This window comes from Streptomyces sp. NPDC048483 (assembly GCF_040651455.1).
Classification (GTDB): Bacteria; Actinomycetota; Actinomycetes; order Streptomycetales; family Streptomycetaceae; genus Streptomyces.
This window is the reverse complement of sequence record NZ_JBEZJZ010000019.1, coordinates 91,123-113,507: the sequence shown is the minus strand read 5'-3', so window position 1 is coordinate 113,507 and position 22,385 is coordinate 91,123. Positions and strand designations below refer to the sequence as shown.

20 protein-coding genes and 1 pseudogene are annotated in these 22,385 nt (G+C 70.6%); 11 read left to right on the top strand and 10 right to left on the bottom strand.

Translation table 11 applies throughout. From position 1 onward, the window contains the following. The coding region (locus AB0D04_RS13295) for a hypothetical protein (RefSeq protein WP_362702470.1) at nucleotides 1-253 on the bottom strand (253 nt) is incomplete at its 3' end. A gap of 147 nt (nucleotides 254-400) precedes the next feature. Here AB0D04_RS13295 and AB0D04_RS13290 point away from each other — a divergent pair. Continuing rightward, nucleotides 401-583 carry a hypothetical protein gene (locus AB0D04_RS13290; protein ID WP_362702468.1) on the top strand — a complete coding sequence of 61 codons (183 nt, stop codon included), beginning with the start codon at nucleotides 401-403 and terminating at the stop codon, nucleotides 581-583. A 79-nt stretch (nucleotides 584-662) separates the two neighbouring features. On the opposite strand, the gene AB0D04_RS13285 is transcribed toward AB0D04_RS13290, so the two are convergent. Beyond that, entirely contained in the window at nucleotides 663-1,463 is an 801-nt protein-coding gene (locus AB0D04_RS13285) for a hypothetical protein (RefSeq protein ID WP_362702466.1), read from the bottom strand. 104 nt (nucleotides 1,464-1,567) lie between these two features. On the opposite strand from AB0D04_RS13285, the gene AB0D04_RS13280 reads away from it, so the two are divergent. Both AB0D04_RS13280 and AB0D04_RS13275 read left to right on the top strand, forming a co-directional pair. Next, complete coding sequence (locus AB0D04_RS13280; protein ID WP_362702465.1) at nucleotides 1,568-1,972, top strand: hypothetical protein; 405 nt, start codon at nucleotides 1,568-1,570, stop codon at nucleotides 1,970-1,972. An 18-nt stretch (nucleotides 1,973-1,990) separates the two neighbouring features. Beyond that, nucleotides 1,991-2,830 (top strand): oxygenase MpaB family protein, encoded by an 840-nt coding sequence (locus AB0D04_RS13275; RefSeq protein ID WP_362702484.1) that lies wholly within the window; start codon nucleotides 1,991-1,993, stop codon nucleotides 2,828-2,830. 13 nt (nucleotides 2,831-2,843) lie between these two features. Here the strand turns inward: AB0D04_RS13275 and AB0D04_RS13270 are convergent, their stop codons facing one another. Both AB0D04_RS13270 and AB0D04_RS13265 read right to left on the bottom strand, forming a co-directional pair. Continuing rightward, nucleotides 2,844-3,455 carry a class I SAM-dependent methyltransferase gene (locus tag AB0D04_RS13270; RefSeq protein WP_362702463.1) on the bottom strand — a complete coding sequence of 204 codons (612 nt, stop codon included), beginning with the start codon at nucleotides 3,453-3,455 and terminating at the stop codon, nucleotides 2,844-2,846. Next, complete coding sequence (locus AB0D04_RS13265; RefSeq protein ID WP_362702461.1) at nucleotides 3,452-4,936, bottom strand: cytosine permease; 1,485 nt, start codon at nucleotides 4,934-4,936, stop codon at nucleotides 3,452-3,454. The genes AB0D04_RS13270 and AB0D04_RS13265 overlap by 4 nt, the downstream gene beginning before the upstream one ends. Nucleotides 4,937-5,259: 323 nt before the next feature. On the opposite strand from AB0D04_RS13265, the gene AB0D04_RS13260 reads away from it, so the two are divergent. Beyond that, complete coding sequence (locus tag AB0D04_RS13260) at nucleotides 5,260-5,874, top strand: ATP/GTP-binding protein (RefSeq protein WP_362702459.1); 615 nt, start codon at nucleotides 5,260-5,262, stop codon at nucleotides 5,872-5,874. A 27-nt stretch (nucleotides 5,875-5,901) separates the two neighbouring features. On the opposite strand, the gene AB0D04_RS13255 is transcribed toward AB0D04_RS13260, so the two are convergent. Continuing rightward, a complete protein-coding gene (locus AB0D04_RS13255; protein ID WP_362702458.1) occupies nucleotides 5,902-6,330 on the bottom strand; it encodes a PPOX class F420-dependent oxidoreductase in 429 nt (142 codons plus the stop codon). A 167-nt stretch (nucleotides 6,331-6,497) separates the two neighbouring features. Between AB0D04_RS13255 and AB0D04_RS13250 the strand changes: the two genes are divergently transcribed. Both AB0D04_RS13250 and AB0D04_RS13245 read left to right on the top strand, forming a co-directional pair. After that, nucleotides 6,498-6,905, top strand: coding sequence for a roadblock/LC7 domain-containing protein (locus AB0D04_RS13250; RefSeq protein ID WP_362702457.1), 408 nt, complete (start codon nucleotides 6,498-6,500; stop codon nucleotides 6,903-6,905). A 141-nt stretch (nucleotides 6,906-7,046) separates the two neighbouring features. Further along, nucleotides 7,047-7,991 carry a DUF6397 family protein gene (locus tag AB0D04_RS13245; RefSeq protein ID WP_362702455.1) on the top strand — a complete coding sequence of 315 codons (945 nt, stop codon included), beginning with the start codon at nucleotides 7,047-7,049 and terminating at the stop codon, nucleotides 7,989-7,991. On the opposite strand, the gene AB0D04_RS13240 is transcribed toward AB0D04_RS13245, so the two are convergent. Both AB0D04_RS13240 and AB0D04_RS13235 read right to left on the bottom strand, forming a co-directional pair. Further along, complete coding sequence (locus AB0D04_RS13240; protein ID WP_362702453.1) at nucleotides 7,928-8,791, bottom strand: acyl-CoA thioesterase II; 864 nt, start codon at nucleotides 8,789-8,791, stop codon at nucleotides 7,928-7,930. The genes AB0D04_RS13245 and AB0D04_RS13240 overlap by 64 nt on opposite strands. A gap of 52 nt (nucleotides 8,792-8,843) precedes the next feature. Further along, entirely contained in the window at nucleotides 8,844-11,357 is a 2,514-nt protein-coding gene (locus AB0D04_RS13235) for a DUF3516 domain-containing protein (RefSeq protein WP_362702452.1), read from the bottom strand. Between the two features lie 412 nt (nucleotides 11,358-11,769). On the opposite strand from AB0D04_RS13235, the gene AB0D04_RS13230 reads away from it, so the two are divergent. Then, nucleotides 11,770-12,966 carry an alpha/beta hydrolase gene (locus AB0D04_RS13230; RefSeq protein WP_362702450.1) on the top strand — a complete coding sequence of 399 codons (1,197 nt, stop codon included), beginning with the start codon at nucleotides 11,770-11,772 and terminating at the stop codon, nucleotides 12,964-12,966. Between the two features lie 195 nt (nucleotides 12,967-13,161). Beyond that, the gene (locus AB0D04_RS13225; protein WP_362702449.1) at nucleotides 13,162-13,953 is read left to right on the top strand and encodes a metal-dependent hydrolase; all 792 of its coding nucleotides are present in this window, start codon (nucleotides 13,162-13,164) and stop codon (nucleotides 13,951-13,953) included. Nucleotides 13,954-14,107: 154 nt separating this feature from the next. Here AB0D04_RS13225 and AB0D04_RS13220 read toward each other — a convergent pair whose 3' ends face one another. Then, nucleotides 14,108-15,889, bottom strand: a complete 1,782-nt coding sequence (locus tag AB0D04_RS13220) for an ABC transporter ATP-binding protein (protein WP_362702448.1) — start codon at nucleotides 15,887-15,889, stop codon at nucleotides 14,108-14,110. Further along, the gene (locus AB0D04_RS13215; RefSeq protein ID WP_362702446.1) at nucleotides 15,886-17,718 is read right to left on the bottom strand and encodes an ABC transporter ATP-binding protein; all 1,833 of its coding nucleotides are present in this window, start codon (nucleotides 17,716-17,718) and stop codon (nucleotides 15,886-15,888) included. The genes AB0D04_RS13220 and AB0D04_RS13215 overlap by 4 nt, the downstream gene beginning before the upstream one ends. Nucleotides 17,719-17,950: 232 nt before the next feature. On the opposite strand from AB0D04_RS13215, the gene AB0D04_RS13210 reads away from it, so the two are divergent. After that, a complete protein-coding gene (locus AB0D04_RS13210; RefSeq protein ID WP_362702445.1) occupies nucleotides 17,951-18,706 on the top strand; it encodes a L,D-transpeptidase family protein in 756 nt (251 codons plus the stop codon). Between the two features lie 99 nt (nucleotides 18,707-18,805). Then, nucleotides 18,806-19,096, top strand: a pseudogene (locus AB0D04_RS13205) (cation:dicarboxylase symporter family transporter); the annotation flags it as partial. 54 nt (nucleotides 19,097-19,150) lie between these two features. On the opposite strand, the gene AB0D04_RS13200 reads toward AB0D04_RS13205, so the two are convergent. Further along, a complete protein-coding gene (locus AB0D04_RS13200; RefSeq protein ID WP_362702443.1) occupies nucleotides 19,151-20,635 on the bottom strand; it encodes a Gfo/Idh/MocA family oxidoreductase in 1,485 nt (494 codons plus the stop codon). 365 nt (nucleotides 20,636-21,000) lie between these two features. Between AB0D04_RS13200 and AB0D04_RS13195 the strand changes: the two genes are divergently transcribed. Next, a complete protein-coding gene (locus tag AB0D04_RS13195; protein ID WP_362702441.1) occupies nucleotides 21,001-22,377 on the top strand; it encodes an alpha-amylase family protein in 1,377 nt (458 codons plus the stop codon). The last annotated feature ends 8 nt before the right edge of the window (nucleotides 22,378-22,385 follow it).

Below are 22,385 nucleotides of genomic sequence, written 5' to 3'. Positions count from 1 at the left end.
GGACCGCGGCGGCCACCGGCAGGATCACCGCCGGGACGGCGGACACGAAGACCCCGCCGTGCTCGTCCGGCAGGGCGACGGGGAGCTCGTCCGTCATCGGCCGCCCGTCGGCATCGGCGAGCGGAAGGGGCTCGCCGTCGCGGCGCCAGAACGCCACCCGGCCGGCGCGGGGCGGGTCCGACGGCAGGAAAACCGCTGCGCAGCGGGCGAGCGCAGCGAGGTGAGCGGGTGGGACCGCGGGGAGGAATGCCACGGGGCCGAGAGCTCCTCAAGTTTGACTACTGGCTGCTGAGCGCCCGAGAGTACAGGACCGATCAGCCGTTGGGGGAACCTGTGAAGCGAAAACGGCGTTCAATGGAGTACATCGAGCGCGGCGAGGGCCGCGGAAGGGGCGTGAAGGATGTCCACACAGGCGAAGGTCGCGGTCGGCGGCATCGCGGTGGGAGTGATCCTGCTGTGGCTGCTGCCCTTCTGGGCGGCTCTCTTGGTCATGATCGGGGTTCCGGCCGTCGCATATCTGACGCTCGACCGCTCACAGCGGCGCAGGCTGCGCCGCGTCACCCGCAAGGAAATCGGGCACTGAGGGGGCGGGGCGGGGCGCGGCCGGCGGCGAGACCCCGGGCCGGTGCCGGCCACCGCCCCGGGCCCCCGGCCCACCGGCCTCAGGAAGGCCGCACCGCCAGCTCGTCCAACGACGCCAGCAGCCCCGGGAGTTCGGGCCCCCGGCCCACCGGATGCACCTCGCCGGGCTCCTCGTCCAGCAGCACGAACGCGATGTCGTCGGTGCGGGCCACCATGCTCCAGCCCGGCCCGTCCACCCGCAGCGTGCGCGCCTCGCCCGCCGCGAACGACGACCGCACCCGGCCGGGCGGCGGCGGCTGGGTCAGATACCCGCGCGCCTCCTCCAGTACCCGCCGCACACCCTGGTGCGCCCCCTCGCCGCCGCTCTCACCGGGCTCGGCGAAGGCCTCCTCGTCGTCCACCTGCTCGCGCCACGCCGCCCACTGCAGTGCGATCTCGTCCGCGCCGAGCCGTCGTTGGGCGGGGCCCCAGCCCTCGGCGTCCGGCGGGGCGAGCGGGGCCGGATCCCCGTCCTGCGGCTCCGGATCGTGCGGCTCGGGCACCTCGGGCGCCGAGACGGCGAGGGCGACCGGCCAGCCGGGCAGTGCCCCGACGATGCTGTTCTCGCCGGGCGAGAGGTCGTAGTCCATACCGCAGTCCCAGGCCGCGATCGCGCAGGCCACCAGCGACACGTCCTCCGTTGCCACCGTCCAGCGCGCACCGTTGCCGTCCTGCCCGAGGACCAGCCCGTAGCCCTCGGCATACGGTTCGAGCCCGAGGTCGGCACACACCTCGGGATAGTCGTCGCCCAGCACGCTCGGAAACTGCGCAGGAGTCAACAGCACCGCCGTCAGTACGAACAGCTGATCACTGTCGCCGTCGGCGCTCTCGGTCGTGGGCACGCGGGGCCTCCCCATCCGATCCCTCCGGAACATCTGCATCCGGAATACATCGGCGCACCTTAATTGGCTGGGTCCGGCCTTGTCACCCGCCGTACGCTGCGCTCATGTGTTTCTACAGCAGCCGGATGCATTTCGTTTGCCTGGACTGTCGGGTCGCATACAAGAAGACGGCCACCTCCCGGGGACCGGGCCGCTGCCCGCAGTGCCGCGCCGACCTGATCAACGCCGGCGCACACCTGGCGGTCCCCAAGAAGCGCGACACCGCGCGCTGGCAGGCGCTGGAGGCGGTGCTGCGCGCCGGGCTGACCTTCCACGGCGGCTGCTGCGGTACGGGACCCGGCTACCGCCCGCGCACCCCGCGCGAGGTCCGGGAGCGGCTGGCCCTCGCCGAGCGCACCGGCATGTCCGTCAAGAGGGCGCTGGCCGTGCCCGACCCCACGGTGACCGACCGTTACGGCACCACCGGCAGGCCGAGCAGTTCCCGGGCGACCACCAGCGGCGGCTGCTGACGCTCCCGCGCCAGCGCGATCACCGCCCGGCAGGGCCGGCTCGTTGACCCCGAAGGCGAGCGCCTCGGACGACACTCAGGCTGCCGCCTCCGCCGCACCTACGCCGTGCCCAGCATCGGCCGACTGCTCGCCGAGACCGCCGAACTGACGGACCGTACGCAAAAGCGCTACGACGACACCGCCCTCCTCCTGGACGCCGTCCTCGAGCACGGCTTCGACGGCACGGACGGCCGCACGGCGATCCGCCGGATGAACCAGATGCACCGCAGCTACGACATCAGCAACGACGACATGCGGTACGTCCTGTGCACCTTCGTGGTGATGCCCGAACGCTGGCTCGACCAGTACGGCTGGCGCCGGCTGAGCGAGCACGAGACGCGCGCCATAGCGGCCTACTACCGCACCCTCGGCCGCCATATGGGCATCAGCGACCTCCCCGAGACCTTCCAGGACTTCGCCCACTGCCTGGATGCCTACGAGGAGGCGCACTTCGGCTGGGACGAGGGCGCCCGGCGCGTCTCGGACGCCACCTTGGACCTGATGGCGGGCTGGTACGGCCCGCTCGCCCCGGTGGTACGCGGCGCGAGCATGGCCCTCCTGGACGACACCCTGCTGGATGCCTTCCGTTACGACCGTCCCCGCCCCGCCGTCCAGAAGGCGGTCCGCGGCGCCCTGAAGCTCCGCGCCAGGGCCGTACGGCTGCTCCCGCCCCGCCGGAGCCCGCATTACGCCCGCCAGAACCCCGAGATCAAGGGCTACCCCGACGGGTTCCGCGTCGCTGACCTCGGCACGTTTCCCGCCCCGCCCCGGGCGGGTGGCTGTCCCGTTCCGCACGGGGACGAGACGGCGCCCCAGTAGGCGGCCCGGCGTATCACCCTTGGCGGACCGCCAGCGCCAGATAGCGGGCGTCCTCGTCCACGTACCGGACGAGGTCCCAGCCGCTGCCCGCCAGGAGGGGCCGCAGATTCGGCTCGGCCCTCAGGTCGTCGGGGGTGATCGGGCAGCCCTTGCGGGCGGCGAGGGCCGCCCGGCCGATGGGGTGGAAGAGGGCCAGGCGGCCACCGGGGCGGACGGTCCTGGCCAGTTCGGCGAGGCCGTCCGCCGAGTGGGCAAGGTGCGAGATGAGCCCGGCGGCGAACACGGCGTCCAGCGACGCGTCCGGCAGCGGCAGCCGGGTGACATCGGCGAGCAGCAGCGCCGCGTAGCGGTCGCGCCCGGCCCGTACGGCCTCCCGCAGCATCTCCGGGGTGAGATCCATGGCCACTACCGTCCCCCGCGGCCCCACGGCTGCCCGGAGCACGGGCAGGGCGCGCCCCGTTCCGCAGCCGGCGTCCAGGACCCGGTCGCCCTCCTGGAGGCCGAGTGCGGCGACACCCTCGGCGAAGGCGGGTCCATCGCCGGGGAACTTGGTGTCCCAGTCGGCGGCCCGAGGCCCGAAGAAGGCGCGGACATCGTGCGGCTGGTCGGCGTGGTGGTCGGTCATCGGTCTCCTTCGGGGGCGGAACGGTCGGCCAGGGAGGCGGTCGCGGCATACAGGGCGGCCGCGACGATCAGAGCCACCACGACGCCGAGGTTCATGGCACCCAGCGTGCCGTGCGCGGCGCGGTCGCTGAGCAGAAAGCCCACGGCCTTGGCGATGTTGGGGTCGGCGGAGGTGATCAGGCCCAGCCCGACGGCGGTGGCGACGACGAGGGAGAGCACCGCGGGCCGGCCCAGGGGCCGTACGGCCGTCAGATCGAAGCCCGTTCGCCGGCGGCGCCACTGCTCCACCAGGAAGACCGCCGTCCAGGCGGCCATCGCCACCCCGATGACGGACAGGAATGCCTGGAACGTGGCGAAGAAACTGGGCGAGACGAACAGGACGTACCAGCCGCCGATGGCCATCAGCACGCCGTCGACCAGGACCGCGAGGTGCCGCCGGACGGGGATACCCAGGGCCAGCATCGACATACCCGAGCTGTAGATGTCCATGATCGCCCCGGATGCGAAGCCCCCGATGGCGGTGAGCAGATACGGCACCAGGAACCAGGTGGGCAGCTCGGCGGCGAGGGCGCCCACCGGGTCGGCGGCCGCGGCCTCGGCGAGACGGGGGTCACCGGCATTCAGCAGCACCCCGAAGGCCAGCAGCACCACAGGGGCCAGCACCCCGCCCAGCGTCGTCCAGCCGGTGATGGCCCGGCCGCTGCTCGTCCGTGGCAGATAACGGCTGTAGTCCGCGCCGCAGTTGACCCAGCCCAGCCCCAGCAGCGTCATCGCGAACACGATGCCCCCGATGAACGTACCGAGATCGCCCGGCCTGCCGGCGCCCAGCGCGGAGGGATCGATGCGGTCGGCCATCAGCGCCATGTACACGACGGTCATCACGGTGATCGCCGCGGTCAGATACTTCTGCACCTTCATGATCAGCGCATGCCCGAAGATCCCGACGACCACCACCGAAACCGCCGTCACGCCAAAGCACAGCGCCTGTGCCGCCGTGGTCGGCGTCGTCCCGTCTGCCCGCGCGAAGGCACCGGGCGAGATGCGCGCCAGGATGGCGGCCCCGCCCAGAGAGGAGAGGGCGACCAGCACCGTCTCCCAGCCGACGTTGGAGACATAACTGAACAGCGTGGGCAGCTTGTTGCCGCGCAGCCCGAAGGAGGCCCGGCCGATGGCCATGGTGGGCGCGCCCGTGCGCGCGCCGGCTATGGAGATCAGGCCGACCAGGACGAACGACAGCACATAGCCGATGACTCCGGTGGCGATCGCCTGCCACGGGCTGAGCCCGAGGCCCATCAGATAGATGCCGTACGCGATGCACAGCAGGGACAGCCCGGATGCGGCCCACGGCCAGAACAGGGACCGGGGCGTGCCGTGCCGTTCGGACTCCGGCACCGGGTTGATGCCGTTGCGCTCGACGCTCCGTGCCGAGGCGTTCGCGCCGGTGCCCGTACCGCTGTGCTCCCGCTCCTGCTGCTGCGTCATGCGCTCATGATCCCCCACGGCGGGGAACCGGACGCGGGCACCGGACGTTCCGGGACCAGAACCGCCCCTGCGTCCGCCCCTGCGTCCGCCCATGGGAACGCATCGGTCAGCCCACCACCCTCAGCCGCGCAACGGCCCGTACGCAACCCTCAGAACGCATCGCTCGCGGTTTTGTTGAAATGGCAGGTAATCGCGATCAGTCGGCGGTACGGTCCTCGCCATGGATTTCCGGACGGCAGTCTGCCGCCGGGGGCTCCCTTCACCGAGCCCTGCATCCGAACACCCCATGACGTGCCTGAGCCGCATCCAGGAGGAGACGTCCGATGAACGCTGCACGAGGGGCCCAGGAGGGCGTCACCCCGGGCCCCGACTCCGAAATGGGCCTGAAGATCTTAGTCGCGGGCGGCTTCGGAGTGGGCAAGACAACCCTGGTGGGATCGGTCAGCGAGATCCGTCCGCTGCGCACCGAGGAACGGCTCAGCGCAGCCGGCGAAGCGGTGGACGACACCGGGGGCGTGGGCGGCAAGAGCAGCACCACGGTGGCCATGGACTTCGGCCGCATCACCATCCGGCAGGGCCTGTCCCTCTACCTCTTCGGCACCCCGGGCCAGGGCCGTTTCTGGTTCCTGTGGGACGACCTGTCGGACGGTGCGCTCGGCGCCGTGGTGCTGGCCGACACCCGGCGCCTGGCGGACTGCTTCCCGGCGGTGGACTACTTCGAGCGCCGCGCGATTCCGTTCCTGGTGGCCGTCAACTGCTTTGCGCAGGCGCGGTCCTACGGTGCGGACGAGGTGGCCCACGCCCTCGACCTGGACCGCGGCACCCCGGTGGTGCTCTGCGATGCGCGGGACCGCGACTCGGGGAAGGAAGTGCTGATCCGGCTGGTCGAACACGCCGGGCGGCGGCACACCGTCCGGCAGCTGAACCCGGTGGGCTGAGCGGGCACCGCCGGCCGGTCGCGCCGTTCAGTCCGCCAGGTCTGCGACGGCGACGGCCTTGTCGATCCGTACCCGCACCACCAGTTCGCCCGGCACGCCGTTACGGGCGCCGAACTCCTCGGCACGGTCCTCGCCCATGTAACGGGCCGCGATCCGGGCCGCCCAGTGCCGCACATCGGCGAGATCCTCACTGATCGCCGCCGACCCCTGCACCACCACGAAGGAGAACGGCGGCCGCTCGTCGTCCACGCACAGCGCAACTCTGTTGTCGCGGGCGATATTGCGGCCCTTGACCGTCTCCTTCCCGGTGTTGAACATCAGGTCATCGCCGTCCATGAGGAACCACACCGGCGCGATGTGCGGGCTGCCGTCGGCCCGTACCGTCGACAGCTTGCCGGTGCGGGTGCCCTCGGAAAGGAATGCCCGCCACTCGTCCTTGGTCATCTTCTGTGCCATGCCGGACATCCTCCCGCCCCGGCGCGATACCGCGCGCAGTGGCACGCCGGGCGGTAGACCCGCTTGCCCAGACGCCGTAGGTGGGACAGGCTGGCACGGCAGTCGTGCACTGACTGCGCACTGCCGTCCGTTCAAGGAAGCGGACGGGGATACGGGGAGGAAGCGGCATGGCACTGAGCAGCGGACTCGACTGGCTGCTGGACGACCTGACCAAGCGGGTGGAGAAAGTACGGCACGCGATGGTGCTCTCCAACGACGGGCTGGTGACCGGAGCGAGCGAGGCACTGGAAAAAGCGGATGCCGAACATCTCGCGGCGGTCGCCTCCGGGCTGCACAGCCTCGCGAAAGGCTCCGGGCTGCATTTCCGGGCCGGGCAAGTGCGCCAGACGATGGTCGAGTTCGATGAGGGGATGCTCTTCGTGACGGCGGCGGGAGACGGCAGCTGCCTGTGCGTGCTGGCCGGAGCGGACGCGGACATGGGGCAGATCGCCTACGAAATGACGCTGCTGGTCAATCGCGTGGGCGAGCATCTGGGCGTCGCGGTACGCCAGCCGGAAAGTTATCCACAGGTCTGAGGCGAGGGTTGACGCGCTGTCACAGCCTCCCGATACAGTCGTGACTGTCAGTAATCGACGCGATTGCGTGGTCGCCGTCATCGGCGTGACCGTCGTGATCGACGTCAACGATGGAATCGACTGTGTTGCGGGGGAAGCGACATGACAGTGATGTGCGATGGGCAGCAGACATTCGCCGCGGGGCGAGCCGCCCAGGAACTGGAGCTGAGGAGCGGCGAGTTCGACCTCGCCACCCAGCTCGGAGAAGTACGGACGGTCCCGGCCGGGACGCAGGACCGGCCGGGGACCGCCGCCGGACCGCTCGGGCGGCGCCGGGTCCCGGCGGAGGAGATCGCCCGGCTCCAGGCCGAGCCCGGCTTCCCGGAAGCGCTCCGCGAGCGCATCCGCACCGTCGGCACGAACGAAGCGGCCGAGCTGATGCGCATCGGACCCGGCCGCTTCCAGCGCCTGACCCGCGCCGGCTGCTTCGGCCCGGTCAGGTTCTATGTGAACCGTTACGGCGCGGTGGTCTGGCTCTACCTCGCCGCCGAGATCGCCGAATTCGCCGACCGGGAACCGGAATTGCTGCAGGGCGACACCCCTGCCGCGATGCGGGTGATGCTTGACGGCGGGCAGGACTGGCGGCCACGGCAGTGGCGCGCCCGGCGGGTGGCGCAGCTCATGGGGCAGACGGACGATCCCTGGGAGTCGGCGGCGGTGCTCGCGGCCGTACTGCCGCCGGAGGAAATGGCCTCGGTCGTCGAGGACCCGAGGGAGCGGTCCCTGCTGCGCCGGCTCAGGCCCGTCTTCGCCTCCGTGATCACGGCGACCCTCGCCGCCCGGGAGTCCTTCGAACGGGTCCTGACGGCGGAGGAGTTCGACGAGGTGATGTGGTACCGCGTCAATCTCTCCCGGGCTCTCGAAGCCGCCCGCAAGGAAGACCCGGGGCGGCTTCGGGGCCTGGTGCCACGGCAGTCCGCGGCGCGGCAGAATCAGCCGCCGAACTTCCTGAACAGTCCCTCCTGGGACGGCCGGACACTTCCCTACAGTGCCCGAAAGAGCCCCTCCTGCACGACCGAGACCAGCAGCCTGCCCTCCCGGTCGTAAATCCGTCCGCGGGCCAGGCCCCGGCCGCCGGTGGCGATCGGCGACTCCTGGTCATAGAGAAACCACTCGTCCGCACGGAACGGACGGTGGAACCACATCGCATGGTCGAGCGAGGCCATGTCGAAGCCCCGAGGCCCCCACAGCGGCTCGATCGGGATGCGGACGGCGTCCAGCAGCGTCATGTCGCTGGCGTAGGTCAGCGCGCAGGTGTGCACCAGCGGATCGTCACCCAACGGCCCCACCGCGCGCATCCACACCGCGCTGCGCGGCTCCGCATCCCCGATCTCCTCCGGCGTCCAGCGCAGCCGGTCGACATACCTGATGTCGAAAGGCTGCCTGCGCGCCATCCGCTCCAGAGCCTCGGGCAGACCGCCCAGGTGCTCGCGGACCTCGTCCGTGACGGTGGGCAGCTCCTCCGGGTCGGGCACCGCCCGGCGCATCGGCAATTGATGATCGAAGCCGGGTTCCGGCTTGTGAAAGGAGGCGGTCAGATTGAAGATCGTGCGTCCCTGCTGGACGGCGACGACCCGGCGGGTGGTGAAGGACCGCCCGTCGCGGACCCGCTCGACCTGGTACACGATCGGCACCCCGGGCCGGCCCGGCCGCAGAAAGTACGCATGCAGCGAGTGGACCGGGCGGTCACCTTCCGTGGTCCGCCCGGCCGCCACCAGGGCCTGGCCCGCGACCTGCCCGCCGAAGACCCGCTGGAGGCTTTCCTGTGGACTTCGGCCCCGGAAGATGTTCACCTCGATCTGCTCGAGATCGAGCAGATCCACCAGCTTCTCGGCGGGATTGGTCATGACCGGTGGCCCTCCGTCGCGTCCCTCGACGGCCTCGGGCGAAGCCGTCCGTTCACAGCTGACCCACATCGGTGACGCGCACCACCGCACGCCCCTCCTCGTCGGAGGCGGCCAGATCCACCTCCGCGGAGATGCCCCAGTCGTGATCACCGTTCGGGTCGGCGAAAGTCTGCCGCACCTTCCACAGCCCGTGCGCGGCATCCTCCTCGATCTGCAGGAGTTTCGGGCCGCGCGCGTCCGGACCCGTGCCCAGCTCGTCGTACTCGTCCCAGTAGGCGTCCATTGCGTCGCCCCAGGCATCCACGTCCCAGCCGGAGTCGGCGTCCATCTCGCCGAGCTCCTCGACCTTGTCCAGCGCCGCCAGCTCCACCCGCCGGAACATCGCATTGCGCACCAGCACCCGGAACGCACGGGCATTGGCGGTGACCGGCCGGACCTGATCGGCGCGCTCCTGCGCCTGGTCCGCCGTCTCCTCCTCCGGATTGGCCAGCTGCTCCCACTCGTCCAGCAGACTGGAGTCCACCTGCCGCACCATCTCGCCCAGCCAGGCGATGATGTCCTGGAAATCCTCGGACTTCAGATCGTCCGGCACGGTGTGATCCAGCGCCTTGAACGCGCTCGCCAGGTAGCGCAGCACGATCCCCTCGGTACGCGCCAGCTCGTAGAACGACGTGAACTCCGTGAAGGTCATGGCGCGTTCGTACATATCGCGGATGACCGACTTCGGCGACAGCGGATGGTCGCCGACCCACGGATGACTCGTGCGGTACAGGCCGTAGGCGTGCGAGAGCAGCTCGTCCAGCGGCTTGGGGTACTCGACGTCCATGAGCCGCTCCATGCGGTCCTCGTACTCGACGCCGTCGGCCTTCATCTGGGCGACCGCCTCGCCCCGGGCCTTGTTCTGCTGCGCGGCCAGGATCTGCCGCGGATCGTCCAGCGTGGACTCCACGACCGAGACCATGTCCAGCGCGTACGACGGCGACTCGGGGTCGAGCAGATCGAACGCGGCCAGCGCGAAGGTGGACAGCGGCTGATTGAGCGCGAAGTCCTGCTGAAGATCGACGGTCAGCCGGACGATCCGGCCCTCCGCATCCGGCTCCGCCAGCCGCTCCACGATCCCGCCGTCCACCAGCGACCGGTAGATGGCGAGGGCACGACGGATGTGCCGCAGCTGGTTCCGGCGCGGCTCGTGATTGTCCTCCAGCAGCTGACGCATCGCAGCGAAGGCATTGCCCGGCCGGGCGATCACCGACAGCAGCATCGCGTGCGTGACCCGGAAACGACTGGTCAGCGGCTCGGGGTCGGAGGCGATGAGCTTCTCGAAGGTGTTCTCGCCCCAGTTGACGAAGCCCTCCGGCGCCTTCTTGCGGACGACCTTGCGCCGCTTCTTCGGGTCGTCGCCCGCCTTCGCGAGGGCCTTCTCGTTCTCCACCACATGCTCGGGCGCCTGCGCGACCACAAAGCCCGCGGTATCGAACCCGGCCCGGCCCGCGCGGCCCGCGATCTGATGGAACTCCCGGGCCCGCAGCGTCCGCACCCGGGTCCCGTCGTACTTCGTCAGCGCGGTGAACAGCACCGTACGAATGGGCACATTGACCCCGACACCCAGCGTGTCCGTCCCGCAGATGACCTTCAGCAGCCCCGCCTGGGCCAGCTTCTCCACGAGCCGGCGGTACTTCGGCAGCATGCCGGCGTGGTGCACGCCGATGCCGTGCCGGACGTAGCGCGACAGATTCCGCCCGAACTTGGTGGTGAACCGGAAGTTCCCGATGAGCTTGGCGATCGCGTCCTTCTCGGCACGTGTGCACATATTGATGCTCATCAGTGCCTGTGCCCGCTCCACGGCGGCGGCCTGCGTGAAGTGCACGATGTAGACGGGGGACTGGTGGGTCTCCAGCAGCTCGGTGAGCGTCTCCGTCATGGGTGTGGTGCGGTACTCGTACGACAGCGGCACGGGCCGGGTCGCGGAGCGCACCAGCGATGTCGGCTTGCCGGTGCGGCGGGTCAGGTCCTCCTCGAAGCGCGACATGTCGCCCAGCGTCGCCGACATCAGGATGAACTGTGCCTGCGGCAGCTCCAGCAGCGGAATCTGCCAGGCCCAGCCGCGGTCCGCCTCGGCATAGAAGTGGAACTCGTCCATCACGACCTGGCCGATGTCGGCGTGCTTGCCGTCGCGCAGCGCGATGGAGGCGAGCACCTCGGCGGTGCAGCAGATGACCGGCGCATCGGAATTGACCGACGCGTCGCCGGTCAGCATCCCGACGTTCTCGGTGCCGAACAGCTTGCACAGATCGAAGAACTTCTCCGACACCAGGGCCTTGATGGGCGCGGTATAGAAGGTGACCTGGTCATTGGCGAGAGCGGTGAAGTGTGCCCCGGCCGCCACCAGGCTCTTCCCGGAGCCGGTGGGGGTGGACAGGATGACGTTGGCACCCGAGACCACCTCGATCAGCGCCTCCTCCTGGGCAGGGTAGAGCGTGATGCCCTGCTGCTCGGCCCAGCCCGAAAAGGCTTCAAAGAGGGCATCGGGGTCGGCGTCGTTCGGCAAATGATCGATGAGGGTCACGCCCCCATACTGCCTGTCCTCGGCCCGGATCAGGGAACCGGCCGTACATATGAAGATCATGTGGCCGTCGCGGGGGCCTCCGGACCGGTGGCGACAGCAGCTGTGCGACGCCTGAGCTGGGACGATGCCGGTCGTGGCCGCGGCGAGGCCGTGGCGGTGTGCGGCAATGCCAGGAAGGGCCAGGGCGGGCCCCTGGCTCGCCGGACGGCCGGTCCTGCTGTTCGCCGTGGTGATCACCGATGCCGGCTGAGAGGCGCACGGTCGAGGTGGGGGAAGCGGCCGGTACCGCGGCCGCACAGTGGGCGGCGGCGATGGACCGTTCGGAGGGATACGGCATCGGTGTGCGGCCGGAGGGTCGTGCCGCGGGTAAGGGTGAGGCGTCCCTTGCCGTGCCTGCCGAGGAGTCACGCCCGTGCATCGTCTCTGCAGCGATCCGCTGTTCCAGTCGTTCACCGAGCGGGCGCTGGCCTTGAGCACCCGCGGGGGTTCGGAGTACGGCGAGTGCGAGAAGACCGTGGGGCGGATCGTCCCGGGGGATTTCGCCGGGTGGCACCGGGAGTGGTCGGCCACCGCCGCCACGGTGGAGTCCTGGGCGCGGGAGAGCGATGAGCGGGGGCACCGGGTGAGCGCCCGCGAGGCGTATCTGCGGGCGAGCACCTATTACCGCGCTTCCTACCAGCCGCTGTTCGGTGCGCCGGTCGACCCCCGGCTGGCCGAGGCATTCGACCACGAGAGCCGCTGCTTCGACCGCTTCGCAGAGCTTGCGGCGCATCCGATGCGGCCCGTGGAGATCCCTTTCGAGGGCGGCAGCCTGCCCGGATACCTGTGTGCCCCGGAGGACGGGGGCACCCGCCGCCCGACGCTCGTCGGCGTCAACGGCTATGACTCCAACATCCACGAGATGTACTGGTCACACGCCGTGCCCGCGCTGCGTCGCGACTACGCCTGCCTGCTGGTCGACGGCCCCGGCCAGGGCAGATCCCTGGTCAAGGACGGGCGGACGCTGCGCCCGGACTGGGAGACGGTGCTGCGTCCCGTCATCGATCACGCCCTGACGCTGCCGGAGATCGACGCCGGGCGCATCGCCGTCATGGGCTGGAGCTTCGGCGGCTGTCTGGCGCCGCGCGGGGTCAGCGGCGAGCCGCGGGTCGCGGCGCTGATCGCCGACCCGGGGCAGTGGGACCCCGCGTCCTTCAGCAGCCAGTTGCCGCTGCCGGAGGAGCTCAGGGAGCGGCTGCCCGAGGTGGATCCGGCGGAGCTGGATCCCTACCTCGGGGGGATCGCGGACGATCCGATGCTGAAGTGGAAGCTGGTCCAGCGGGGGCTGTGGGTGCACGGTCTGAGCTCGCTCGGCGAGTACGTGCTGGAGATGAGCCGCTACCGGCTCGCGGATGTGGTGGCCTCCATCACCTGCCCCACCCTCGTCGCGGCCGCCGAGAACGACCCGACGTCGGCGCAGGCCCAGGAGCTGTACGACGCGCTGCGGTGCCCCAAGACCCTGGTCCGCTTCACGGCTGACGAGGGATCGGCCGGGCACTGCGAGAGCGGCAACCGCTCGCGGTTCGACCAGCGGGTCTTCGACTGGCTCGATGAAGTGCTGGGTGTGTGAGGCCGTACCCGCACGACCTGCGGAGATCATCTGACGCTACGCTGAGTCGCCGAACCGGCCGGCCGAGCAGGGCGGCCGGGCCGGCCAGGCGTCAGAAGCGCGGCGGCGGAAGCGGGCCGGGACGGCGGCAGCGGCGCCGGAGCCGACACAACAGCCGGCACACCAGCCGACACAACAAGAGGTGGGGGAACGACCATGATGGGACCGGCGCACTCGCTGTCCGGGGCGGCGGCCTGGCTGGGGGTGGGCGCGGCGGCCGATGCCGCCGGGCATCCGATGCCCTGGCCGGTGCTGGTCTGCGGGGCTCTGATCTGCGCCGGCGCGGCGCTCGCCCCCGACCTCGACCACAAGTCCGCCACCATCTCCCGCGCCTTCGGCCCGCTTTCGCGGATCCTGTGCGAGGTGGTCGACACCCTCTCGCACGCGGTCTACAAGGCCACCAAGATGCGCGGCGACTCGAACCGCAACGGCGGGCACCGCACACTCACCCACACATGGGTGTGGGCCGTACTGGTCGGCGGCGGGATGTCGCTGCTGGCGATGAAGGGCGGCCGGTGGGCGGTCCTCGCCATCCTCTTCGTCCATATGGTCCTGGCCATCGAAGGCCTGCTGTGGCGGGCGGCGCGGGTCTCCAGCGATGTGCTGGTGTGGCTGCTGGGCGCGGCCTCGGCGTGGATCCTGGCCGGCATTCTCGACCAGCCGGGCAACGGCGCGCACTGGCTGTTCACCGAACCGGGCCAGGAATACCTCTGGTTGGGCCTGCCCATCGTGCTCGGTGCGCTGGTCCACGACATCGGTGACGCGCTGACGGTCTCCGGATGCCCCGTTCTGTGGCCCATCCCGATAGGCCGCAAGCGCTGGTATCCCCTCGGGCCGCCCAAGGGCATGCGCTTCAAGGCGGGCAGCTGGGTGGAGCTCAAGGTGCTGATGCCGGTGTTCATGGTGCTGGGCGGCATCGGTGGCCTGGGCGCGCTCGGTTATATCTGAGCGGCTGTTGTCGATCCGTCGATCCGTCGATCCGTCGATCGGTCGATCCGTCGATCGGTCGATCCGCCGTCCGTCGATCCGCCGTCCGTCGTATCCGACGGAAGCGCGCCGCGGCCCACCGGCCGCGGCGCGCTCGTCTGTCCAGGTCCCTCCGTCACCCGTGCCAGGACCGCCACAGCGCCGCATACGCACCGTCCGCGGCGACCAGTTCATGGTGGCTGCCCAGCTCGCTGATCCGGCCCTCCTCGACGACGGCGATCACATCCGCGTCATGTGCGGTGTGCAGCCGGTGTGCGATGGCCACCACCGTACGGCCGTCCAGCACCTTGCCCAGTGAGCGTTCCAGGTGGCGGGCCGCCCGCGGATCCAGCAGCGACGTCGCCTCGTCCAGCACCAGCGTGTGCGGGTCGGCGAGCACCAGCCGGGCCAGCGCGATCTGCTGGGCCTGTGCCGGGGTGAGCGCATGGCCGCCCGAGCCGACCGCGGTGTCCAGCCCCTCGTCCAGCGCGGCCGCCCAGTCCTCGGCGTCCACCGCGCCCAGCGCCGCCCAGAGTTCGGCATCGGCCGCATCCGTGCGCGCAAGCAGCAGATTGTCGCGGAGCGAGCCCACGAAGACATGATGCTCCTGGTTGACCAGCGCCACATGGGCGCGGACGCGTTCGGCGGGCATCTCGGACAGCTCGGCGCCGCCCAGGGTGACGGTGCCCGTACGCGGCCCGTAGATGCCGGCCAGCAGCCGTCCCAGCGTCGACTTGCCGGCGCCGGACGGGCCGACCAGGGCCAGCCTGCTGCCGGGGCGGACCCGCAGCGAGACCTCGTGCAGGACGTCGACGCCCGCGCGGTAGCCGAAGCGCACCTCGTCGGCGCGGACGTCCCGGCCGTCGGGTGCCACTTTCTCGTCCGCGGCCTCCGGCTCGATCTCCCGTACGCCCACCAGCCGCGCAATGGACACCTGGGCCACCTGCAGCTCGTCGTACCAGCGCAGGACCATGCCGATCGGTTCGCTCATCATCTGCGCCAGCAGCGCACCCGTCGTCAGCTGACCTGGCGTCAGGTATCCGGCCATGACGAACGCCCCGCCGAGCAGCAGCACCGAGCCGAGCAGCAGCACATGCGTCACATTGACGACGGGGAAGAGCACCGACCGCAGGTAGAGGGTGTAGCGCTCCCACTGTGTCCACTCGCGGATGCGGCGCTCCGACTGGGCGATACGGCGGGGGCCCAGCCGGTGCGCCTCGATGGTGCGGCCCGCGTCCACGCTCTCGGTGAGCGCGGCGGAGACGGCGGCATAACCGGCGGCCTCGGAACGATAGGCGCGCGGCGCGCGTCGGAAATACCAGCGGCAGCCGACGATGAGAAGGGGCAGCGCGATGAGGACGGACAGCGCGAGCGGCGGGGCCGTCACGGTGAGCCCGCCGAGCAGCAGCGCGATCCACACCACGCCGATGGACAGCTGCGGTACGGCCTCGCGCATCGCCTCGGCCAGCCGGTCGATGTCCGTGGTGATACGGGAGAGCAGATCGCCGGTGCCGGCCCGCTCCAGGACACCCGGCGGCAGCGCCACGGACCGTACGAGAAAGTCCTCGCGCAGATCGGCCAGCATCTGCTCGCCGAGCATCGCCCCGCGCAGCCGTACCATCCGGACGAACAGGGTCTGCGCGGCCAGGGCAAGGGCGAACAGTGCGATGGTGCGGGCCAGTTGGACATGCCGGTGGCCGGCGGAGAGGTCCTCGACCAGACCGCCGAGCAGATAGGGGCCGACCATCGAGGCGATGACCGCCGCGGCGTTCACGCCGACCAGGAGGGTGAAGGCCCGCCGGTGGCGGCGGATCAGGCCGGCGACGTAGCCGCGTACGGTCGCGGGGGAGCCGACGGGCAGGGTGGTGGTGGTCTGCGGTGCGTCCGGATCGTGCTCCGGTGGCGCCAGGCCGATCATGCGGTCTCCTCGATCTGGTCCAGGCGGTCGCGCTGTGCGGGGGGCTGTTCAGGTGTGGCGGGTGCCGGGTGGGCCGGGCCGTCGTCGGTTTCGCGGGTCACGACGGCGCGGTAGGCGGGATCGGTCCGCAGCAGTTCGCGGTGGGTGGACCGGGCGGCGACCGTGCCCGAGGGGAGGAAGACCACGTCGTCGGCGCGGTCCAGCAGGAGGGGGCTGGAGGTGAGGACCACCGTGGTACGGCCGGTCCGGATCTCCCGGAGGCCGGCGGCGATACGGGCCTCGGTGTGCGAGTCGACGGCGCTGGTCGGCTCGTCCAGCACCAGGACCGCGGGGTCGGTGACCAGCGATCTGGCCAGGGCCAGGCGCTGGCGCTGGCCGCCGGACAGGGACCGGCCGCGTTCGGTGATCCGGGTGCGCATCGGGTCGCCGGAGTCGTCGACGGACGCCTGTGCCAGCGCGGTCAGCACGTCGCCGCACTGCGCCGCGGCCAGCGCCTCCGCCGTCCCCACGAGCCCGGAGGCCGGTACGTCGAGGAGTTCGCCGAGGGTGCCGGAGAGCAGGACGGGGTCCTTGTCCTGGACGAGGACGGCGCTGCGGGCGGCGTCGCGCGAGAGGTCGTCCAGCGGGGTGCCGCCAAGGAGGACGGACGGCAGGGATTCGGCGTCCTCGTCCGGTTCCGGGGGGTGCCCGCCGAGACGTTCGGCCAGCCGTCCCGCGGCATCCGGGTCGCCGCAGACCACTGCGGTCAGCCGGCCGGCCGTGACGGTCAGGCCGCTGACCGGGTCGTGCAGATCGCCGTCGGGCGTTCCGTGGGCGGTGGTCCTCCCTGCTGCCGGCCGGGTCAGGGCCAGCACGCGCGCGGCGCGTTTCGCCGACGGCCTGGAGAAGGAGTACGCCATCGCGATCTCCTCGAAGTGGCGGAGGGGGTAGAGCAGGAAGGCGACCGCGCTGTAGACGGTGACGAGCTCGCCGATGGCGATCCGGCCGTCGAGGACGAGCCGGACGCCGTACCAGACCACCGCGATCAGCAGCAGTCCCGGCAGCACGACCTGTACGGCCGAGATCAGGGACCACATCCGGGCGCTGCGGACGGCGGCCCTGCGGACCTCCTGGGAGGCGCTGCGATAGCGGCCGAGAAAGAGGTCCTCGCCGCCGATGCCGCGCAGTACGCGCAGTCCGGCGACGGTGTCGGAGGCCAGTTCGGTGGCCTTGCCGGCCATTTCCCGTTGGGCGTCGGCGCGCCTGGTGGCGGCCGGCAGCAGCGGCAGTACGGCCAGCGCCAGCACCGGTACGCCGAGGGCCACCACGATGCCGAGGGCGGGCTGATAGACCACCAGGGCCACACAGACCCCGACCGACGTCAGGGCCGCCGCGCCGAACCGGGAGACGGCCTCGACCAGCCAGCCGATCTTCTCCAGGTCGCCGGTGCTGACGGCGACGATCTCGCCGGCCGCCACCCGTCGGGTCATGGCCGCGCCGAGCTCGGTGGTCTTGCGGGCGAGCAGTTGCTGCACCCGGGCGACGGAGGTGATCCAGTTGGTGACCGCGGAGCGGTGCAGCATCACATCGCCGAGGGAGACCAGTACCCCCAGTAACACCATGAGGCCGCCGGACAGGACCAGTTGGCCGCCGTCGCGGTCCACCACGGCCTGCACGGCGATGCCCACCGGCAGCGGGAACGAGGCCACCGCGCCGGTGTGCACCAGCCCCCACAAGAGGGCCTTGGTCTGCCCGCCGAGCTGCTGCCGGTAGAGCCAGAGGAGAAATCTGCCGCCTGTGCGGACGTCCGGGACGCCGGGATCGGAGTGGGGAAGGTCGCGAATGTGCATGATGTCCAAGGCGTGTCGTGGGCGGGGGCCGGCGCCGGCAGGAAGCGGCGCGGCGGGCGGGAACGCGTAGGGGGAGGAGCCCGGAGCGGGAGAAGGGAAGGTTGGCGCGCAGGGCACGGCGATTTCAAACGGTTTTCCGGCGCCGACGCGGATATCGGGCCAATCGTGTGGGACGCGTACGCACCGGGCGGGTGCTGAGGGTTCGTCGGCCTTGCGGTGCGACGATGTGTCCATGCGAATTACGGGCGGTGCGATGCGGGCGGCGGTGGCCGCGGCGGGTTTGATGCTTCTGGCGGGCTGCGGGGGCGGCGCGGGCGGCGCGGGCGGCGGGGACGCCAAGGGGGACGGCGCGGGGAAGGGGGAGCGCCCCGGCGGCCCGGCGCGCGGCGCGTCGGCCACCACGCACCTCAAGCACATCCCCGAGGTCGGCAGCGCCCTGCGCTCACGCATCCCGGCCGATTCCCGGCAGGTCGTGGCGGTCTACGGCAAGGGCATGGACTCCGCCGAAGCCACCGTCGTGCTCTACGAAAAGGGCGCCAAGGGCTGGGACCGCAAGGCGACTTGGGCCGGGCACAACGGCCGCAACGGCTGGACGCTGAATCACCATGAGGACGACAAGCGCAGCCCCATCGGAGTGTTCGCGCTGACCGATGCGGGCGGCGTCCTGGCGGATCCGGGTGCCCGTCTGCCGTATACGCACTCGGAGGAATTCACCCCGCCGCCCTACTGGGACAAGAACACCCGGCATGACTTCGACCATGTCGTCGCCATCAACTACAACCGCGTCAAGGGCACCTCCCCGCTGGACCCGACGCGGCCCCAGGGCCAGGCCAAGGGTGGCGGGATCTGGCTGCACCTGGACCACGGCAGCGGGACCTCCGGCTGCGTCAGCGTCCCCCGGGCCGGGATGACGGCACTGCTGCGCGCCCTCGATCCGAAGCGGCACCCCGTTGTGGTGATGGGGGACAAGGCGCATCTCTCGGCCTGAACGCATCTCCCGGCCCCACGCACTCCCCGGCCCAAGCACCCAGATGCCAGGTAACGGGGCGAAGGGTGCCCAGTGGGGCGGCCGGGCCGGGGAGGATTGGGCGTGCCCGGTTCGGCGTTCCTTGCGCTGTCCGCGACCGCCTCCGCGCTCGGTGTCATCCCGGCCGCCGCGGTCGCCCTGCTGCTCGGCGTCGACCGGATCATGGACTCGATGCGGGTGGCGACCAATCTGCTCGGCAACTGCGTCGCGGTGTTCGCGGTCTCCCGCTGGGAAGGCGCGCTGGACCGGGTGACGGCGAAGCGGGTCCTGAACGGTGAGCCGCCCGTGGAAGGTCCGGCGGAACAGGCGGCCGAGCCGGCCGGTACGGCCGTCACCACCTGCGAGAAGTGATGCCCGGGGCCCGGCGGACAGCACCGTCCGCCGGGCCCCCGCGCGTCACTGCCCTCATTCCTCCGGCTTCTGCGAGTCCATCCCCGGCCGTGACTTCTTCCACAGCCCCCGCGTGAAGTCGGGAATCTCCTGCGGCGCGCCCTTCGCCTTGATCGAGAGGTCGCTCAGCGGCACCGGCGCCGTCCAGGTCGCCCCGTCATAGACGTCGAAGTCCGGTACGAGGCCCAGCCGCATGCACTGCATCAGCCGGAAGACCAGCATGTAGTCCATGCCGCCATGGCCACCGGGAGGGTTGGCGTGCTCCTTCCAGAGCCAGTGGTCCCACTCCGCGTACTTCGCGAAGTCGCCCCATTCGTCATTGCTCTGGTCGGGCTCGATATAGATCCGCTCGGGGTAGTCCTCGAACACGCCCTTGGTGCCGCCGAGGCTGTTGATCCGGCTGTACGGGTGCGGGGTGGAGACATCGTGCTCCAGCCGGATCACCCGGCCCTTGGCGGTCTGGACGAGGCTGATCGTCCGGTCGCTCTCGATGTACGACTCCTTCCAGCTCGGGTCGTTGGGCGGCATGTGCTCCTTGCGGTACGCGGCCAGGCCGAGTGCCGGAGTGCCGAAGCTGGAGATGCGTACGGCACGGTCGCCGCGGTTGACGTCCATGTAGTTGCCGACCGGGCCGAAGCCGTGGTTGGGGTAGAGATCGCCGCGCAGCCGGGTGTGCCAGAGCCGGCGCCATGGCCCCTCGTAGTACTTGGGGTCGAACATCAGGCCCCGCAGATCGTGGTTGTAGGCGCCCGCGCCGTGCAGCAGGTCGCCGAACAGGCCCGCATGGGCCATCCGCAGCACCCGCATCTCGTTCTTGCCGTAACAGCAGTTCTCCAGCTGCATGCAGTGTCTGCGGGTTTTTTCGGAAAGATCCACCAGCTCCCACAGCTGGTCCAGGCGCAGTGAGAGCGGGCATTCGACGCCGACGTGCTTGCCGTTGAGCATCGCGGTCTTCGCCATCTCGAAGTGCCAGTCCCAGGGGGTGGCCGCATAGACGAAATCGATGTCGCCGCGCTTGCAGAGGTTTTCGAAATCGTGGTCGCCGTTGGCGTAAACGGCGGGCGCGGGCTGGCCGGCATCGGTGACCTTCTTGGCGGCCTGGGCGGTCTTCTCCTTGACGGGATCGCACAGCGCGACGACGCGGACGCCCGGCACCGCGAGAAAGAGGTCGATCATGCTGCCGCCGCGGTTGCCGAGGCCGATGATGGCCACGCGTACGGTGCTGCGCCGCTCGAACGGCACCCCGATCATGGTCTTGCCCTTGGCCTCAGGGGTCGCGCCGGGGGCCGTTGCGGTGCCGGCGGCGCCCGGCGCAGCCGCCGCGGCGCTGCCCGCCGTCAGCCCGCCGAGCCCGAGCCCGGCACCCGCCGCACCAGCGGTCCACAGGACCGAACGCCGGCTCGGGCCCGCCTCGTCGCGTTCGTGGCCGAGGTCGTGGCCCTGCCCGGCGTCGTGGCCCCGGCCGTGGTCGTCGTGGTTCTGCTGTGGTGCCTCGTTCATCGGTCCTCCAGGGAGCGGATGGGGTGCGGGGCATACGGGAACCTCGGTCAGGACCTTGGCGGTTGAGCCACCTGAGGCACAAGAGGGCAAGTTGGACTCTTGGGGCGGCGCGCTTGGACTCTTTCACCGCGGTGCGGCAAGCGCCGTGCGCAGCGCCGTGCACAAGCCCGTACGCACCATCTTTCGCAAGACGCTGAAAGGTCTTGCATTTTCTGGTGCTTGAACCTTGACGTGTCCACGAATGAAACGGCAGGCTCCGTTACGGAATCCCAGCGGGATCCGAATCCCCCCATGGCGGCCTGGCGCGTGGCTGCTCTCGAGGGTGCGGTGTGCCCTGCCGTGCCCGACGACGAAGGAGCCGCAAGATGCAGCATCGTTCCCGTGTGCTGGGCGGGGCGCTGGCCGGCGTGCTGGCCGCGGCCGGCCTGGCCACCCTCGCGCCCTGGCCCTCGCAGGCCACCCCGCCTGGTGAAAAGACCGTCACGGCCACCCTGTTCGAGCGGAAGTTCGCCGATGTCGCCCAGGCCTGCACCGACCAGCTGGGCCCGGCCGGTTACGGCTATGTCGAGGTCTCACCCGCCTCCGAGCACATCCAGGGCGGCCAGTGGTGGACCTCCTACCAGCCCGTCAGCTACAAGATCGCCGGACGGCTGGGCGACCGGGATGCCTTTGCCGCGATGGTGAAAACCTGTCATGACGCGGGCGTGAAAGTTATTGCGGATGCCGTCATCAACCACATGTCGGCCGGATCCGGTACCGGCACCGGCGGCACGCAGTACACCAAGTACGGCTACCCCGGCTACTACCAGGACCAGGACTTCCACGGCTGCCGCAAGAACATCTCCGACTACACCAACCGGGACGACGTCCAGAACTGCGAACTGGTGGGCCTGGCCGACCTCGACACCGGCAGTGACGCGGTCCGCACCACCATCGCCAAGTACCTCGACGATCTGCGGTCGCTGGGCGTCGACGGCTTCCGGGTGGACGGCGCCAAACACCTCTCCGCCACCGACCTCGCCGCCATCAAGGGCAAGATGAGCGACCCCGGTTACTGGGTGCAGGAGGTCATCCACGGCGCCGGCGAGGCGGTCCAGCCCGACGAGTACACCGGCATCGGCGACGTCGACGAATTCCGCTACGGCGACCACCTCAAGAGCGCCTTCCAGGGCGGCAATATCGCCCAGCTCAAGACCGTCGCCGACGGCAAGCTCGGCGGCGACAGGGCCCGTACCTTCGTCGACAACTGGGACACCGAACGCAACGGGTCGACGCTCACCTACAAGGACGGCGCGTCCTACACCCTCGCCAACGTCTTCATGCTCGCCTCGCCCTACGGTTCCCCGAACGTCTACTCCGGCTACGAGTGGTCCGACAAGGACGCGGGCCCGCCCAGCGGCGCGGACGGCTGGACCAACGAGCACGCCAAGCGGGAGATCACCGGCATGGTCGGCTTCCGCAACGCGGTGGGCTCGGCCGAGCTGACCGACTGGTGGGACAACGGCGGCAGCGGCATCGCCTTCGGGCGGGGCGGCAAGGGGTTTGTCGCCCTCAACAACGGCGACGGCGAACTCAGCCAGACCTTCGCCACCTCGCTGCCCGCCGGCACCTACTGCAATGTCGCCAAGGCCGCGCCGGACAGCTGCGACGGCAACACCGTCAGCGTCGGCGACGACGGAAAGGCGAAGCTGACCGTCCCCGCCAAGAGCGCCGTCGCGCTGCACATCGGCGCCAAGAGCTGAACCGACGG